At 72.3% G+C, this 15,619-nt stretch carries 14 protein-coding genes; 3 read left to right on the forward strand and 11 right to left on the reverse strand.

Annotation, left to right across the window (positions count from 1 at the left end; genetic code table 11):
• Positions 1–33: 33 nt before the first annotated feature.
• The 6 genes from IF78_RS45570 to IF78_RS0101450 form a co-directional block, all read right to left on the reverse strand.
• A complete protein-coding gene (locus IF78_RS45570; protein ID WP_425314588.1) occupies positions 34–2,037 on the reverse strand; it encodes an SWIM zinc finger family protein in 2,004 nt (667 codons plus the stop codon).
• Positions 2,016–2,144: a hypothetical protein gene (locus tag IF78_RS50765; RefSeq protein ID WP_425314590.1), complete on the reverse strand. Its 129-nt coding sequence runs from the start codon at positions 2,142–2,144 to the stop codon at positions 2,016–2,018. The genes IF78_RS45570 and IF78_RS50765 overlap by 22 nt, the downstream gene beginning before the upstream one ends.
• Before the next feature lie 696 nt (positions 2,145–2,840).
• Positions 2,841–5,681, reverse strand: a complete 2,841-nt coding sequence (locus IF78_RS0101435) for a DEAD/DEAH box helicase (protein ID WP_031475513.1) — start codon at positions 5,679–5,681, stop codon at positions 2,841–2,843.
• A gap of 134 nt (positions 5,682–5,815) precedes the next feature.
• Positions 5,816–6,397, reverse strand: coding sequence for a hypothetical protein (locus tag IF78_RS0101440; RefSeq protein WP_031475511.1), 582 nt, complete (start codon positions 6,395–6,397; stop codon positions 5,816–5,818).
• Complete coding sequence (locus tag IF78_RS0101445; protein ID WP_031475509.1) at positions 6,394–7,542, reverse strand: ROK family glucokinase; 1,149 nt, start codon at positions 7,540–7,542, stop codon at positions 6,394–6,396. The genes IF78_RS0101440 and IF78_RS0101445 overlap by 4 nt, the downstream gene beginning before the upstream one ends.
• 207 nt (positions 7,543–7,749) lie before the next feature.
• Positions 7,750–8,487: a GntR family transcriptional regulator gene (locus IF78_RS0101450; protein WP_199921345.1), complete on the reverse strand. Its 738-nt coding sequence runs from the start codon at positions 8,485–8,487 to the stop codon at positions 7,750–7,752.
• 129 nt (positions 8,488–8,616) lie between these two features.
• On the opposite strand from IF78_RS0101450, the gene IF78_RS0101455 reads away from it, so the two are divergent.
• Positions 8,617–9,639, forward strand: coding sequence for a Gfo/Idh/MocA family protein (locus IF78_RS0101455; protein ID WP_031475505.1), 1,023 nt, complete (start codon positions 8,617–8,619; stop codon positions 9,637–9,639).
• Positions 9,640–9,673: 34 nt separating this feature from the next.
• Here IF78_RS0101455 and IF78_RS0101460 read toward each other — a convergent pair whose 3' ends face one another.
• The 3 genes from IF78_RS0101460 to IF78_RS0101470 all read right to left on the reverse strand — a co-directional run bounded on the left by IF78_RS0101460 (position 9,674) and on the right by IF78_RS0101470 (position 13,123).
• Complete coding sequence (locus IF78_RS0101460) at positions 9,674–10,855, reverse strand: cytochrome P450 family protein (protein ID WP_031475504.1); 1,182 nt, start codon at positions 10,853–10,855, stop codon at positions 9,674–9,676.
• Positions 10,856–10,899: 44 nt separating this feature from the next.
• Complete coding sequence (locus IF78_RS0101465) at positions 10,900–11,589, reverse strand: response regulator transcription factor (RefSeq protein WP_031475503.1); 690 nt, start codon at positions 11,587–11,589, stop codon at positions 10,900–10,902.
• A gap of 277 nt (positions 11,590–11,866) precedes the next feature.
• Positions 11,867–13,123 (reverse strand): sensor histidine kinase, encoded by a 1,257-nt coding sequence (locus IF78_RS0101470; RefSeq protein ID WP_078662267.1) that lies wholly within the window; start codon positions 13,121–13,123, stop codon positions 11,867–11,869.
• Positions 13,124–13,292: 169 nt separating this feature from the next.
• Between IF78_RS0101470 and IF78_RS0101475 the strand changes: the two genes are divergently transcribed.
• A complete protein-coding gene (locus tag IF78_RS0101475) occupies positions 13,293–13,493 on the forward strand; it encodes a hypothetical protein (protein WP_031475499.1) in 201 nt (66 codons plus the stop codon).
• Between the two features lie 61 nt (positions 13,494–13,554).
• Here the strand turns inward: IF78_RS0101475 and IF78_RS0101480 are convergent, their stop codons facing one another.
• Together IF78_RS0101480 and IF78_RS0101485 are read right to left on the reverse strand one after the other, a co-directional pair.
• Complete coding sequence (locus IF78_RS0101480; protein ID WP_031475497.1) at positions 13,555–13,941, reverse strand: guanyl-specific ribonuclease; 387 nt, start codon at positions 13,939–13,941, stop codon at positions 13,555–13,557.
• 155 nt (positions 13,942–14,096) lie between these two features.
• The gene (locus IF78_RS0101485) at positions 14,097–14,723 is read right to left on the reverse strand and encodes a dihydrofolate reductase family protein (RefSeq protein WP_031475495.1); all 627 of its coding nucleotides are present in this window, start codon (positions 14,721–14,723) and stop codon (positions 14,097–14,099) included.
• 130 nt (positions 14,724–14,853) lie between these two features.
• Here IF78_RS0101485 and IF78_RS0101490 point away from each other — a divergent pair, with 130 nt between their 5' ends.
• On the forward strand, positions 14,854–15,609 hold the full coding sequence (locus tag IF78_RS0101490; RefSeq protein WP_031475493.1) for an SDR family oxidoreductase: 756 nt from the start codon (positions 14,854–14,856) through the stop codon (positions 15,607–15,609).
• Positions 15,610–15,619 lie beyond the last annotated feature (10 nt).

Genomic DNA, 15,619 nt, shown 5'->3' on the forward strand with positions numbered 1-15,619 from the left:
TCCTCATCGCGCAGCGCCCCGTCTCCCAATCTGTCAGGCTTCCGGTGAGGCGCCCAGGCCCGTCAGGGCGCCGACGGGGTCCAGGTCGGGGGTGCCGTGGGGCCACCAGTCGTCGTGGCCGGGTTCCGACTCGTACGGGTACCAGAGGCCGTCGCGGCCCAGCCGGAGTTGGAGATGGCCGCGGGGATGGGTGAGGCGGTTGCGCCAGGGGCGGAAGGCTGGGAGGTCGGCGGCGAGGAGGAGGGGGCGGGCCCGGTCGAAGCGGCCTGCGGGTGGGTCCCAGGGCTCTTCGAGTACGGCGAGCCCCTCCAGGCCGCCCTGGCGCCATGCGGCGACCGCGCGGGCCAGCTCGGCCGGAGTGCGGTCGGCGGCGGAGGCGAGCGAGGAGTACAGGGCGCGAGTGGCGGCGGTGAGGCCGGAACCGGGGCGTGCGGCGGCGAGCCGGACCGCGTCCTGCCACAGGGTCAGCTCGCCGACCGGATCGCGGCCGGTGCTCAGCAGGGCGTGGGCGCGGGCGGCGGCGTCGGTCGCCAGTTGGTCCAGCGCGAAGGGGTCGGGGCCGCCCGGTGCCGCCGGGTAGGCCGGGGGCTGCTCCGGGTGGGCGGGCACGGGCGACGGCATCGGCAGGGGTGGGAGTCGGCGGTCCGGCGCGAGGACGTCGGTGGCCCGCACGCCCGGGAGGGGCGCCGGCTCCCGCTCCTGGGCCGCGCGGGCCGCACGGGCAGCGTTGCGGCGGGACAGGGCGTCGAGCAGTTGCCGTTCACCTCGGCCGCGCAGCAGGAGCAGCACGAAGGGGTCGGCGTCCAGCAGGCGTGCGGTCTGGTAGCAGAGGGCGGCGGCGTGCTTGCAGGGGTGGCCGCGGTCGGGGCAGCTGCAGTGGGGGTCGAGGTCGCCGGGGCCCGGCAACAGCGGTACGCCGCACTCGGCGAGCGACTCGGGCATCTCCTTGTCGAGCAACGCGGCGATGTGTCCCGGCCTGTCGGCCGCGGCGTCCAGGAACCTCGCCCAGTCGGCGTCGTCCAACGTCCGCAGCCGTACCTGCACACGGTACGGCCGCGGACGGCTGCCCCGCACGTACGCCAGCACCAGCCCTGGCGTCACCGTGATGGCGTCGACATGTCCCTGCTCCGCGTAACCGCGTCCGCGGGCCAGCCGCTTGGGATCGAGGGCGCCCTCTTCCAGAGCGGTCACCCAGGCGTTGCCCCACCAGGTCTCGGCGAAGCGGGCGTCGTCTCCGGAGGGGCGGGGCGCGAAGGCGGGGAAGGTACGGCGGAGTTCACCGTCACGGCCGGGAGCCGCCATGGAGCGGGGGACCTGGGGGGTGGCGGGAGGGGTGGTGCGTTTCGGGGAGGAGTAGGGGGTGGGGGGTGAGGAGTGGGCGGCGACGTCGGCGGGGGCCGGTGAGGAATCGTCTTCGGGGTGGAGTGTGGGTGTGGGTGTGGTGGGATCGGCCGGAGCTGGTGAGGACCGGCTGACGGTGGGCACCGAGGGGGCTGTGGATTCCTCTCCCCCGGGCGAGCCTGGATCGGAGGGCGGCAGGGGCGCCGGGGTCTCCGCGGAAGGTGTGGCGGAAGCCGGAGTTGAGGGTGAGGGCGAGGTGGGGCTCGTCGGCTGGTTCCGCGGCTGGGCGGACGGCTCTGCGAACGGTTCTGGGGTCGCCGGGCCAGCGCCGGAGGGTGAGTCCAACGGCGGCATCCGGAAGGCACCGGCGAGCAAGCTCCGTACATCACGGGCACGCCTGGCCTCGGCACTGGTTTCCGCGCCTCGCCTGCCCTCGGAACCGGTGCCTGCGCCTCGTCGGTCCCCGGAACCGGTGCCTGCGCCTTGCCGGCCCCCGGAATCGGTCGGTGCGGCTCGGCGTGACCGTCGTGTGCTCTCGGCGCCCCTGTCAGCCGCCTTCGCCTGAGCCCGCCGCTTCTCCTCCAGCGCGGCGCGCAGTGCTTCACGGGCGGCGTCCGCGGGACGTGCCCCCTGTTGTCCGGACGCGGTGGCGGACGCGTCCGTCGCGGTTGCCTCTACGGCATCGGCCCGATCCACATCCGCATCAGCATCCGCACCGGCAGCCGCACCCGTGCCCGCACCGGCATCCATGCCTGCACCGGCACCCGTGCCCGCATCGGCACCGGAGGGTCGAGATGCCGCACGCCGCAGCGCCGCACGGGCCGCATCGCCCGGCCGGGCCGGGAGGTTACGCCCGTCCGTTGCCAACTCCTCGCCTGCGGTCCCCCCTTGCAACGAGTCCCGCCCCGCCGAGGCGGCCGACCCCGAATCGCGCCCGTCCGACACAGCCGAGGCCGAACCCAGCCCCGGCGACGCCGCCGACGCCGAACTCAGCCCCTCCGACACCGCCGACGCGAAGCCCTGCCCCTCAGTCACAACCTGCGCCGAGCCCTGCTCCGCCGCCTCCGGAGACACCGGCCCACGCTCCACCTCCCCCGGAGACACCGACCCACGCCCGTCCGCCGCAGCACACCCCGACCCGCGCTCGGCCACTCCCCGGGACCGCGCCCCGCTCTCGTCCGGCCTCCTCGCCCCCGACCCACGCCCGGCCGTCCTCCCCGGCACCCCCTCCCGCCGCTCCCGCGCGGCCCGCAGCGCCCGGCGTGCCGCATCGGCCGGTCGTAGCTCGGGGTTCCCGGATCGGCTCGGCTCGTCCGCCGTCGGATTGGCGTCCGTGAGCTCCTCGTGGGCCGCCACGCCCGTCTCCCCGGTCGTCCTCTCGGCCTCCTCGGCCGCAATCCTCGCGTCCTCGGCCGCCATCGCGGGGCGCACGGCCGCCTCCTCCCCGGCAGCCATCTCCACCTCCCGACCGGCAGAACTCCCCCACTCCCCCACCCCACTCACGACTCCCTCCGCAACGACACGAGGTCGGACAGTTCACGGTCCGTCAGTTCGGTGAGGGCGGACTCGCCGGAGCCGAGGATCGCGTCGGCCAGGGCTCGCTTGGATTCCAGCATCTCCGCGATGCGGTCCTCGACCGTGCCCTCGGTGATGAGGCGGTGGACCTGGACGGGCTGGGTCTGGCCGATGCGGTAGGCGCGGTCGGTGGCCTGTTCCTCCACGGCCGGGTTCCACCAGCGGTCGAAGTGGACGACATGGCCCGCGCGGGTCAGGTTCAGGCCGGTGCCCGCCGCCTTCAGGGACAGGACGAGGACCGGCGTGGCGCCGCTCTGGAAACGGTCCACCATCCGTTCCCGCTCCGGGACCGGCGTGCCGCCGTGCAGCAGGTCGACCGGAACCGCCCGGGCGGCGAGGTGGGAGGCGATCATCCGGGCCATCCCCACGTACTGCGTGAAGACCAGCGCCGAGCCGTCCTCGGACAGCACCGTGTCCAGCAGCTCGTCCAGGAGCGTCAACTTGCCGGAGCGGACGGCCAGTCGCTCGGTCGGCGACGCCGCCTCCTCCTTCAGGTACAGCGCGGGGTGGTCGCAGATCTGCTTGAGGGACATGAGGAGTTTCAGCACCAGGCCCCTGCGCCCGATGCCCTCCGCCGTCTCGATCGCGAGCATCGACTCACGCACCACCGCCTCGTAGAGCGCCGCCTGTTCACGGGTGAGGGGAACGGGGTGGTCCGTCTCCGTCTTGGGCGGCAGCTCGGGCACGATGCCGGGGTCCGACTTCTTGCGGCGCAGGAGGAAGGGACGGACCAGGCGGGCGAGCCGGGCCACCGCCTCCTCGTCCTCGCCGTTCTCCACGGCACGCGCGTGCCGGGCGCGGAAGGACTTGAGGGGGCCGAGCAGTCCCGGCGTCGTCCAGTCGAGCAGGGCCCACAGCTCGGAGAGGTTGTTCTCGACCGGCGTGCCGGTCAGTGCCACGCGCGCGGGGGTCGGGATCGTGCGCAGGGCCTTCGCCGTCGCCGAGTACGGGTTCTTCACGTGCTGGGCCTCGTCGGCGACGACCATGCCCCAGGCGTGCTGTGCCAGGGTCGGCGCCGTCGATCGCATCGTGCCGTACGTCGTGAGGACGAAGCCGCCGTCCAGGTCCTCCAGGGTGCGGTCCGGGCCGTGGAAACGGCGGACGGGGACGCCGGGCGCGAAACGGGTGATCTCCCGCTGCCAGTTGCCCAGCAGCGAGGCCGGGCAGACCACCAGGGTCGGGGCCGTACGGGCGCGCTTCAGATGCAGGGCGATGACCGTGATCGTCTTGCCCAGTCCCATGTCGTCGGCGAGGCAACCGCCGAGCCCCAAGGACGTCATGAGGTCCAGCCAGGCCAGGCCCCGGAGTTGGTAGTCCCGCAGGGTCGCCCGCAGTCCCGGTGGCGGTTCGGCCGGTCGTACCCCTGAAGTCAGGCGATCGCGCAGGGCGGCCAGGGTGCCGACGGGCACCGCCTCGACCGTCTCCCCGTCTACCTCCGCGCTGCCGGTGAGGGCGACGGAGAGCGCGTCGACCGGGTCGAGCAGGCCCAGTTCTCGCTTGCGGGCCTTGCGGACGAGGCCCGGGTCGACGAGCACCCAGCGGTCCCGCAGCCGGACGACCGGGCGGTGCGCCTCGGCGAGCGCATCCATCTCGGCCTCGGTGAGCGGGTCGCCGCCGATCGCCAACTGCCAGCGGAACTGGAGCAGTTCCTCGCTCTCGAAGAAACCGGTGCCGTCGGTCGCCGAGCCGGGCGCGGGCCGTACGACCGCGGCCGCGCTCAGGTCATGCGCCAGGTCCCGGGGCCAGTGCACCGCCACTCCGGCCGCCGCGAGCCGGGTCGCGGCCACCCCCAGCAGGTCGCCCAACTCCTCGTCGGACAGGGCCAGCACATCGGGCGCGTCCTGCTCGGACAGCCGGTCCAGCGGGGCCCACACCCGGGCCGCGCGCCGCACCGCCAGCGCCGCGTCCACCCGCGCGCGTGGCCCGAACGCCGCGTCCGCCTCGCCGGACCACAGGGCGGCCGCGTCGACCACCAGGGTGGGGTCGGCGAGGCTGTGCACCTGGACGATCGCCGCGCCCGCGCTGCGTACGCCGTCACCGCCGTCGTCGAAGAGGTCGTAGGCCGACAGGTCCAGCCGGAGGGAGATCCGCACGCCCGCGTCCATGCCCGCGGCGACCTCGGCCGCCCACTCGTGCGCGTCGGGCAGGCGCTGCGCCTCGCGGGCGGCGAAGGGCCTTCCCGAGGCGTGCGGGGCGGCGGGGGTGCGGGGCAGGGTGTCCGCGACCGCGTCCAGGAAGGAGCGCATCAGCGCCTCCGGCTCGGGCAGCCGCAGCGGGCCCGGGCCGGTGAGGGGGACCGCGTGGCCTTCGTACGGCAGGGCCGCGGCGACCGCTCGCAGGTGTGCGATGTCGTCCGGGTCGAGCGGGCCGGCCCGCCAGGCGTCGTGGCCCGCGGGGGTCAGGCCGGGCAGCAGCCGGCCGCGCGCGGTGAGCCGGAGGGCGTGCAGCGCGGCCGCGCCCCAGCAGGCGGTGGCGGGGTGGGCGGCCGGGTCGCGCCGGGCGCGCACGAGCAGGGGCAGTGCCTCGCCGAGCGGCAGCGACAGCGCGGGGGTGGTCCTGCGGCGGACACCGGCTCCATGACGTCGTACGACGGTGAGTTCGGTGTCCACAGCGGGCAGCGGGCCGCCCTCGGGGTCCCAGAAGGCCATCCGCCCCTCGCGCGGCAGGGGCGCGGGCAGGAAGACGGCCGCGAGCCGGACGGGGACGGCCTCCCCGGCGCGCTCCGTCACCGCCGTGCCGCCGCTGTGCGCGGTCATGTCGCTCATACGTCCTGTCACCTCCCGCCCGTGAGTCGGATCAACCGTCTTCGACTCTACGGGCGGGGTCTGACAATCGGCCCCGGCGACGGATCGAGATCCCGGCCCGTCCCGGCACCCGCCGCACTACGAGACGCGCCGTGTCACGGCACCGTGCGCGAGACGACGTACACGAACGGATTCTCCGGGTCGGCCATGCCCACGACGATGTCGTGCGTGGGAGCCGGGTCCTTCTGCTTGTGGACGATGCCGTACCAGGGGCCGGGGCCCTTGAAGTCCCAGCCGGTGATCTTCTGGTCGCGGGCGCCGATGGCGATGTCGTCCCGCTTGAGGTCGTTCTTGGTGAGGCCCATGGTCTCCAGGTAGGCGTCCAGGTTCTCGTCGCTGGTCGAGAACTGGACGTAGAGCCTGCTGGTCCGCCAGTTGTTCGTCTCGTAGTACCCGACGTTGTACGACGGAACCGGGATCGTCACCTGGTAGATGCGGCGCTGCACCCTCGACGGCCAGTGCGGGGTGAGGCCGGTCGCGGAGTACTTCTCCTCCTTGTCCTTGCCGCTTTCGCGGCTCTGGTTGGCGGAGATCACCAGATAACCGGCGGGCACGCCGATGAGCAGCACGATGATGAGCAGGGTCAGCGCCCTGCGGCGGATCATGTGGCGACGGTCCTCGGTCGGCTGCTGCGGCTCGTCCGGGGAGTCTGCCTGGCGGGGCACGTTCATGGTCACGCCGACCCCTGCGACGACCGGCGGGCCTCCGCGAACCGCGCATAGCGCTCGTAGCGCTCGACCCGGCGCCGGTTGGCTCGGCGGAAGCGGCGGGCGACCAGGCGGGCCAGGTCGGCGGCGCCGACCATGCCGGCCTCGGGGCCGAGCTGGGCCCGGGCGATACGCGCCTCGGGGCGGTAGCCGCGGCCGGTGAGATGGCGCTTGAAGGCATCCCGCGCGGGGCCGATCAGCAGGTCGTCGGCGGCCGAGACGCCACCGCCGATGACGAAGCAGGACGGGTCCAGGGCGGCCGCGAGGTTGGCGATGCCGACGCCGAGCCACTGGCCGATGTCCTGCAGCAGCTCGATGCACATGGCGTCGCCGTCGCGGGCCAGCTCGGTGATCATCGGGCCGGTGATGTCGCCGATCTGACCCTTGACGTGCTCGATGATCCCGTACGCCACGGGCGAGTCCGCGGCGGCCAGCTCCTTGGCCTCCCGCACCAGCGCGTTGCCGGAGCTGTACTGCTCCCAGCAGCCGCGGTTGCCGCACGGGCAGCGGTGCCCGCCGGGGACCACCTGCATATGCCCGAACTCGCCCGCGACGCCGTACTTGCCTCGCTTGACCTGGCCGTCCTCGAGGATCGCGCCGCCGATGCCGGTGCCCAGCGTGATCATGACGAGGTGGTCCTCGCCGCGGCCGGCGCCGAAGCGCCACTCCGCCCAGGCGGCAGTGTTCGCGTCGTTGTCCACCAGGACGGGGACCGCGAGGCGGCCGGCGATGCGGTCCCGGAGGGGTTCGTTGCGCCAGGACAGGTGGGGCGCGAACAGGACGCGGTTGCGGTCGGCGTCGACCCAGCCGGCCGCTCCGATGCCGACGGCGTGCACGTCGTGGCGGTCGGACAGGTCCAGGACGAGTTCGACGATCGTGTCCTCGACGACCTTCGGGCTCTTGGACTTGTCCGGGGTCTCCGTGCGGAGCTTCTCCAGGATGTTGCCGTCGGCGTCTACGACGCCCGCCATGACTTTCGTGCCGCCGATGTCGATGCCAACCGTTGGCACACGCGGTGCCGACAGGTGTGAGCGGCGCTCTCTGGGGCCCACCGTCCGGAGAACGGGGGCCCGTCGGGAGCCGATGGGGGCGGTGAAGTCGCGGTAGGTGCTCATCGCCGCCGATTCTGCCTCACCGTCGGGATGAGTGCCGTACGGGGGAACAATGGGGTGGTTCATGACGTACGCCGTCTACAGCTTGTATGTGGCTGGTCGCGCCCACGCGGCGGAGCCGCAAATCGATACAGCCCCGCGCCCCTCACGGCGCTGCGGTCCCCGACGTCGAGTCGCATTGTCCGGACATTGCGACGAACCAGAGCGCGGTCACGACCGTACAAGCAACTGGAACTCGAACGAGTAGCGGCTCGGCCGGTACGTGTGCGTGCCGTACTCCACCGCTCGGCCCGTGTCGTCGAACGTCACGCGCTGCATGGTGAGCAGCGGGGCACCCTCCTCCTCAGCGAGGCGTTCGGCCTCGGCGGCGGTGGCCGCGCGGGCGCCGATGGTCTGGCGGGCGCTGTGCAGGGTGATCCCGGCGGCGCGCATCAGGCGGTAGAGACCGGTGGCCTCCAGCTGTGCGGTGTCCAGGTCGATCAGGGCGGGCGGCAGGTAGTTGCACAGGTACGCCATCGGCTCGCCGTGCGCGAGGCGCAGCCGCTCGATCCGGTGCACGTCGCTGTCCTCGGCCACCCCGAGCGCGGCCGCGACCTCGGCGGACGCGGGGACGACGGTGTTGACGATCACCTTGGTCGCCGGGCGCTGGCCGGCCGACTCCAGGTCGTCGTAGAGGCTGCTGAGCTCCAGCGGCCGCTTGACCTGGCTGTGCACGACCTGCGTCCCGACGCCTCGGCGGCGCACCAGGAGGCCCTTGTCGACGAGCGACTGGATGGCCTGGCGGACGGTCGGCCGGGACAGGCCGAGGCGTGCGGCGAGTTCGATCTCGTTGCCCAGCAGGCTGCCGGGGGTGAGCGCTCCGTGCTCGATCGCGGCCTCGAGCTGTTGTGACAGCTGGAAGTACAACGGCACCGGACTGCTCCGGTCCACACTGAGCTCGAGTTCCACGGTCGGGTCCACTTCTGGTTTCGGCACGGGCCGAGCGTAGCTCTACGCGTTGTTGACGGGAAGTAGTGTAGTTCGGTTGTCCTGACATATGCATTGACAGCGTACGTGCTGAACCCGCACTTTGTTTCCATGCGCATCGGGGTCATCGGTACGGGCCGTATCGGCACGATTCACGCCAACACGCTCAGCCGCCACCGCGACGTCGGCTCCCTGATCCTCACGGACGCCGACGGCGCCCGGGCCCAGGCGCTGGCGCACCGGTTGGGCGAGACGGCGGCGCCCGGGGTGGACGAGATCTTCAGGTGGGGCGTGGACGCTGTGGTGATCACCACAGCGACGTCGGCCCATGCCGAACTGATCGGTCGGGCAGCACGGTCGGGGCTTCCGGTGTTCTGCGAGAAGCCCATAGCACTCGATCTGCCGGGCACGCTGCACGCGATCGGCGAGGTGGAGACGGCCGGGACGATTCTGCAGATGGGCTTCCAGCGCCGCTTCGACGCGGGGTACATGGGCGCGCGCGAGGCGGTGCGCTCGGGGCGGCTCGGGCGCCTGCACACGGTGCGGGCGCTGAGCAGCGACCAGGCGCCGCCGCCGGCCTCGTGGCTGCCGCTGTCCGGTGGGCTGTACCGGGACGCGCTGATCCACGACTTCGACGTGCTGCGCTGGGTGACCGGGCGCGAGGTCGTCGACGTGTACGCGGCCGGGTCGGACGCCGGGCCCGCGATGTTCCGTGAGGCCGGCGACGTCGACACGGCGGCGGTGGTGCTCACGCTGGACGACGGCACGCTCGCCACGGCCACGGCGACGCGGCTGAACGGCGCCGGGTACGACGTACGCATGGAGCTGGCCGGGGAGTTGGACCAGATCGTGGTCGGGCTGGACGACCGTACGCCGATCGCGTCCACCGAGCCGACCGGGCCGCCCGCGGCGGACAAGCCGTGGTCGGGGTTCCTGGAGCGATTCGGGCCGGCGTACGAGGCGGAGCTGAACGCGTTCGTGGAGGTGGTCCGCGGGGAGCGGGCCAACCCCTGCGACGGGCGGGAGGCCCTGCAGGCGCTGCGGATCTCGGAGGCGTGCGAGGTGTCGAGGCGCGAGCGAAGACCGGTCGCGCTCGCGGAGATCGCGGGCGGGTCTCCGACCCCGGCGCTGTGAAGGGCTGTCGCACAAGGCCTTGGCACCCGCTCGACTACCAGCGCACCGGCAGACTCCGCATCCCCCGTACCAGCATCCCCGGCAGCCACTCCCCCGGCGGGCCGTCCGGCGCCAGGTCCGGAGCGCGCTCCAGCAGGGACCGTATCGCCGTACGCGCCTCCAGGCGGGCCAGGGGTGCGCCCAGGCAGAAGTGGATGCCGTGGCCGAAGGCGACGTGGCTCCGGGTGTCGCGCCGGATGTCGAAGGTGTCGGGAGCGGCATAGCGGCTCGCGTCCCGATTGGCCGCGGTGAGACCGACCATCACCGCTTCGCCCTTCTCGATGTGGGCGCCGGCGATCTCCAGCGGCTCGGCGGCATACCGGAACGTCGCCGTCTCCACCGGGCCCTCGTAGCGCAGCATCTCCTCCACCGCGCCGTCCAGAAGGGTCATGTCCGCGCGCAGGGCGGCGAGTTGGTCGGGGTGGGCCAGCAGGGCGTGGACGCCGCTGGTGATGAGGTTGACCGTGGTCTCGTGGCCGGCGATCAGCAGGATGAAGGCCATGCCCCGCAGTTCGTCCGGGGAGAGCCGGTCGCCGTCCTCGGCCGTGGTGCGGATCAGGTCGCTCAGCAGGTCACCGCTCGGGCCGGCGCACCTCTTGTCCTCGATCAGATCGGTGAAGTACGCCCCGAGGCGGGTGAAGGCCTCGACCTCACTGCCCGGGGTGGTGGGCGCTATCGCCTCCGTCGACATCTTGCGGAACTCCACGCGGTCCATCTCGGGCACGCCCAGCAGTTCGCAGATGACGGTGAGCGGCAGCGGGTGGGCGAACGACTCCACGAGGTCGGCGCGGCCCAGCGGCAGCATCGCGTCGAGCAGGCCGTCGGTGATCTGGAGGATCCTCGGGCGCAGTGCCTCCACGCGGCGCATCGTGAAAGCGCGTGAGATGAGCCCGCGCAGTCGGGTGTGCTGGGGCGGATCGGTGGCCAGCAGGTTCTTCCCGATCAGCTCCTCTTCGAGCGACTTCAGGCCGATCTTGGCACCGTCCTTGGACAGCCGCTGATCGGCGAGCGCCGCGCGTGCCTCCTCGTGCCCGACGACAAGCCAGACCTCGGACTGCCAGTCGGGCAGCAGGACCCGGTGTACGGGGCCCCGGTCACGCAGGCGTGCGTACACAGGATGCGGGTTCTCGCGGAACCCCGCTCCCCCGAACTCCCCCAGGTCGATCACTTCAGCCATGCCCCTCCCCTTCCCACCACACCGACAACGCGCGGGAAAGCCCGCTAGTGCCCGTCGTCCTCCAGTTCCTCCAGTTCCTCCAGAAGTCCCGCGTCGTAGGCCAACAAGGCGATCTGCACACGGTTGTTGAGGTCGAGCTTGGCCAGGACGCGGGAGACATGGGTCTTGACGGTGGCGACGCTCATGAACAGCTCCGCGGCGATCTCGGCGTTGGACAGGCCCCGGCCCACCGCGACGGCGACCTCGCGCTCGCGGTCGTTGAGTACGGCGAGCCGCTCACGCGCGCGCGTGCGGCGGGTGTCGGCGGCGGTACCGGCCGCGTGGTCCATCAACTGGCGTGTCACGGTGGGCGACAGGACCGGGTCGCCGGCCGCGACACGGCGCACGGCGTCGACGATCTCGGCGGGCGGGGTGTCCTTGAGCACGAACCCGGCGGCTCCGGCGCGCAGGGCGCGCAGCACCTGCTCGTCGGCGTGGAAGGTGGTCAGCAGCACGACCTGCGGGGCGTCCTTCCTGCCGCGCAGCCGCTCGGTGGCCGTGAGCCCGTCGACCGAGGGCATCCGGATGTCCATCAGGACCACGTCGGGGCGGGTGCGGTCGACCAGCGTCTCGACCTCGGCGCCGTCGGCCGCCTCTCCGACGATCTCGATGTCGTCGGCGCCGCCCAGCATGAAGGACAGTCCGGCCCTGACCAACGGGTCGTCGTCGACGAGGAGGAGTCTGATCGCAGTCATGTGCCTTACGTAATCACGGTTGTACGGCGTGGCGGTGCCGGACGGGGTGGAGTGTGGCCCTCCGGCACACGAGGTGGTCCCGGTAATCCCGTGACACTCACGCGCGCGTGGAGCCGGAGACGCACAAGCATGGATCCGGAGACCCGCGCGCGTAGATCCGGAAACGGACGCGCGCGTGGATCAAGAGACGCACGCGCGGGTGGCTCGGGAACCGCCGGTCCGGCGACAGCCCCCGCCCAGTCGGCCATTGGGCACCGCTCGGCCGGACCACCTGGCGTCACCCCCACGGCAGCCAAGCCCGCACCTCGAATCCCCCGTCCGCGGCCGGCCCGTGTTCCAGCCGGCCGCCCGTCAGCGTGGCCCGTTCCGTCAGGCCGATCAGGCCCTGTCCGGAGCCGGGCACATGCGGAACCTCGCCCTCGGGCGGGGGATTGCGGACCGCCACGGACAGGCCCTCGCCGGGCGCGCCGGTCACCGTCACCGTGACCTCGGTGCCGGGGGCGTGCTTGCGGGCATTGGTCAGGCCTTCCTGGGCGATGCGGTAGGCGGTGCGGCCGACGGAGGCGGGCACGGTGGCGGGGTCGGTGACGCGCTGGTCGAGGGTGACCTTCATGCCGGCCTCGCGGGACTCGGTGACCAGCGCCTCCAGCGCCGCGAGGGTCGGCTGCGGGCGGCCGCCGTCATCGGGTTCGGCCGCCCGCAGCACGCCGATGATCTCCCGCAGGTCCTGGAGGGCCTCGTGGGCGCTCTCCCGGATCACGCCGGCCGCCCGCGCGATCTCCTCGCGGGGCGCGTCGGGCCGGAACTCCAGCGCGCCCGCGTGCACGCTGAGCAGGGTCAGCCGGTGGGCGAGGACGTCGTGCATCTCCCGGGCGATGGCCTCACGGGCGAGCCGCTGCGCCTGCTCGGCACGCAGCCGCGCCTCCGTCTCCGCGCGCCGGGCACGGTCGCGCAGGCTCAGCATGAGCTGCCGTTTGGAGCGTACGAACATGCCCCAGCCGACCACCGTGACGGTCAGCAGCGAAGCGAGGGCGACCGCCCAGGGGTACGACAGGTCGGGCTCGGGGCGCAACAGGAAGTACACCGGGTTCAGCACGGCGTACGTCCCGGCCACCCACGCCACGTACCGGAAGGGCCGGTGCACGGCGAGCGTGAACAGGGCGACCAGGCTGGCGCCGCCCGCGGTGCTCGATGCCAGGGAGACCGGGACCATCGCGGCGGCGAACCCGACCGGCCAGCGGCGCCGCAGCCACACCGCGGCGCAGGAGAGCGCGCCGAGCAGCTGGTCGAAGGCGGCGTAGCCGTCGGGAAGGTTCTCGTCCTCGATCGTGTCGGCGGCCAGCAGACCGACGAACACGGCGATGAGGAAGCAGGAGAAGTCGACCACCCAGTCGCGTGCGGTGCGCCGGGGCCGCCGCCCGGAGCGCTCGGGGTCGAGGTCGAATTCCTTGATCAGGGCCGAGGGCAGCAGCCAGCGCCGCCCCGCGAACGCCTGCGGTGCGGACACCTGGTTGTCACCACTCACGGTCGACAAATCTACGCAGTGCCGGGCCCCGACGTGGCCCCGCGCGCGTGATCGACGACCAAAGTCGCGGCATCACCGACCTTGGTCGCTGCGAGCCGGCCGGAACGTGGACTTCCGTCGCACATGGCTCGCCCCGCGGCCGATTGGCGTGGGGGGTCCGCGGGGCGAGAGTCATGGCATGAAGCAGTTGCTGGAGTTCCTCGGAGTCATCGCCCTGGCACAGGGCGTCGTAGGCCTGGTGAACGAGTTCACCGACTGGAACTGGGGCCTCGTGCAGGGACTCGACTTCTTCGACGGCTTCGAGATCTACGCGAGCGTCGCACTGCTCGTGCTGGCGTTCGCGCTGTTCGCCGCCGCCGAGAGCCGGAAGTCCGGCTGAGCGCGGACCGGACTCCCGGCTGTTGGCGCCGTTCCTCGGCGTCGATCGTCGTCCAGCAGGCTCAGCAGCCGTAGTTGATCAGGTCGAACGACGCGTAGTGGTCGGCCGTGTAGTAGTCCTCCTGGTTTTCCTCACCGGTGACGATCCGGCGAGCTCCGCGCGTGGAGGAGCCAGGCGTGATGACCGTGTACTCGTGGTAGTACCCGGACGGCTGGCTGGGCAGGATGCGTTCCCGGTTCTGGAAGACGGTGCCGTCCTGCGAGAACGGGTAGGGGCCGCCCTGCTCGATCAGCTCCAGCGTGTCGTAGGCCTGCGAGGGCAGGTCGCTGTAGCAGATACTGCCGACCGCGGCGGCCGCCGGGGTCGCCGTGACGGTGCCTCCGACGAGGAGGGCGGACAGGACGGCGGCTGCGGCGCCGATGCGGGTGATTCGTGGGGGGAATCTCATGACTTCATGATGACGCGCGTAGACAGTGGCATGTCAATGACAACGATGGAGAATTTCCCGGCAAGTCCGATGAGTTTTCGGGAAGTTAACGTGTGCCCCGGCGTTCTCACCCGATCTCCATGAGGAGGCCGTGCGAGAACGCCGGCGAAGGGTGATCACGCGTTCTCGGGGAGTCCGAACGTGCCGTAGTCGGGGCGTCCCGCCAGGTGGTACGAGTGGATGGCGACGCCCTTGCTCGTGGTGCGGCCGGCGGTGAGCTCGAACTTGGTGGGCACGGCACCCTCCGCGAACAGACGGTGACCCGTGCCGAGCACTACCGGGAACGTCAGCAGGTGAAGGGTGTCGATGAGGTCATGGGCCAGCAGCGACCTGACGAGGGCGCCGCTGCCGTGGATCTGGAGCTCGCCGTCGGTGCGCTCCTTGAGGGCGGTGACCTCCTTGGCCAGGTCGCCGCTGATCACAGTGGTTTCGGCCCACTCGGGGTCCGTCAGCGTCGAGGAGACGACGTACTTCGGGAGGGCGTTGAGCTTGGACGCGACCGGATCGGCGGGGTCGGTCACCTTCGGCCAGTACGCCGCGAAGATGTCGTACGTACGGCGCCCGAGGAGGAAGGCTCCCGGGCGCTCGAAGACCTCGTTGATGAACTGGCCGAAGTCTTCGTCGGCGTACGGAAAGACCCAGCCGCCGTGCTCGAAGCCGCCGCGGGTGTCCTCCTCCCGGCCGCCGGGTGCCTGGTAGACGCCGTCGAGCGTGACGAAGAGGGTGGAGACGAGCTTGCCCATGAGGAGTGCCTCTTTCCGGGTGTGCGGTCTTCTGTCATCACCTCAGACCCCGTGCGCACGCGCAACTCATCGGTGCCTCGGTGTCCGTTCGCCGCCAGCACCTCGACGCGCGCGGGGCTGGGATGGACCCATGACGACAACCACTTACGAAACCGGAACCCTGCACGGCAGGGCGGCTCTCGTCACCGGCGGCAGCCGGGGCATCGGCGCGGCGACGGCCCTGCGGCTCGCGCGCGAGGGCGCGGATGTCGCCCTGACCTATGTGAACGACAAGGAGGCGGCCGAGGAGGTGGTACGGGCCGTTCAGGCGCTGGGGCGGCGGGCCGTGGCCCTGCGGGCGGACGCCGCGGACGCGGACGAGGCGGCCGGCGCGGTGGGGCGTACGGCTGAGGCGCTCGGGGGCCTGGACGTGCTGGTGAACAACGCCGGCGTGGGCGTGCTGGGCCCGCTGGAGAGCCTGTCGATCGCGGACGTGGACCGGGTCCTCGCGGTGAACGTCCGCGGCGTCTTCCTGACCTCCCGGGCGGCGGCCGCGCTGATGGGGGACGGCGGCCGGATCGTCACCATCGGTACGTGCATGACGCAGCGGGTGCCGGGGCCTGGCGGGACGCTGTACGCAATGAGCAAGTCGGCCCTGATCGGCCTGACGAAGGCCCTGGCACGGGAGCTCGGACCGCGCGGCATCACGGCGAACATCGTCCACCCCGGCCCCATCGACACGGACCTGAACCCGGCGGACGGCCCGTACGCGCCGGGTCAGGCGGCGATGACCGCCCTGGGCCGCTTCGGCACGGCCGACGAGGTGGCGGCGACGGTCGCGTACCTGGCCGGGGCGGACTACGTCACGGGAGCGGAGTTCGCCGTGGACGGAGGTCACGCGGCGTAGGCCTCCGGCG

Origin of the sequence: Streptomyces bicolor, from assembly GCF_000719285.1 — a bacterium.
GTDB lineage: Bacteria > Actinomycetota > Actinomycetes > Streptomycetales > Streptomycetaceae > Streptomyces > Streptomyces bicolor.

Bases quoted from the DNA above. Each gene is read 5' to 3' on its own strand.
- IF78_RS0101455 (WP_031475505.1), top strand. From the start codon at position 8,617: ATGCGCATCGGGGTCATCGGTACGGGCCGTATCGGCACGATTCACGCC.
- IF78_RS0101435 (WP_031475513.1), bottom strand. From the start codon at position 5,681: ATGAGCGACATGACCGCGCACAGCGGCGGCACGGCGGTGACGGAGCGC.
- IF78_RS0101460 (WP_031475504.1), bottom strand. From the start codon at position 10,855: ATGGCTGAAGTGATCGACCTGGGGGAGTTCGGGGGAGCGGGGTTCCGC.
- IF78_RS0101465 (WP_031475503.1), bottom strand. From the start codon at position 11,589: ATGACTGCGATCAGACTCCTCCTCGTCGACGACGACCCGTTGGTCAGG.
- IF78_RS0101445 (WP_031475509.1), bottom strand. From the start codon at position 7,542: ATGAGCACCTACCGCGACTTCACCGCCCCCATCGGCTCCCGACGGGCC.
- IF78_RS0101480 (WP_031475497.1), bottom strand. From the start codon at position 13,941: ATGAGATTCCCCCCACGAATCACCCGCATCGGCGCCGCAGCCGCCGTC.
- IF78_RS0101475 (WP_031475499.1), top strand. From the start codon at position 13,293: ATGAAGCAGTTGCTGGAGTTCCTCGGAGTCATCGCCCTGGCACAGGGC.
- IF78_RS0101485 (WP_031475495.1), bottom strand. From the start codon at position 14,723: ATGGGCAAGCTCGTCTCCACCCTCTTCGTCACGCTCGACGGCGTCTAC.
- IF78_RS0101490 (WP_031475493.1), top strand. From the start codon at position 14,854: ATGACGACAACCACTTACGAAACCGGAACCCTGCACGGCAGGGCGGCT.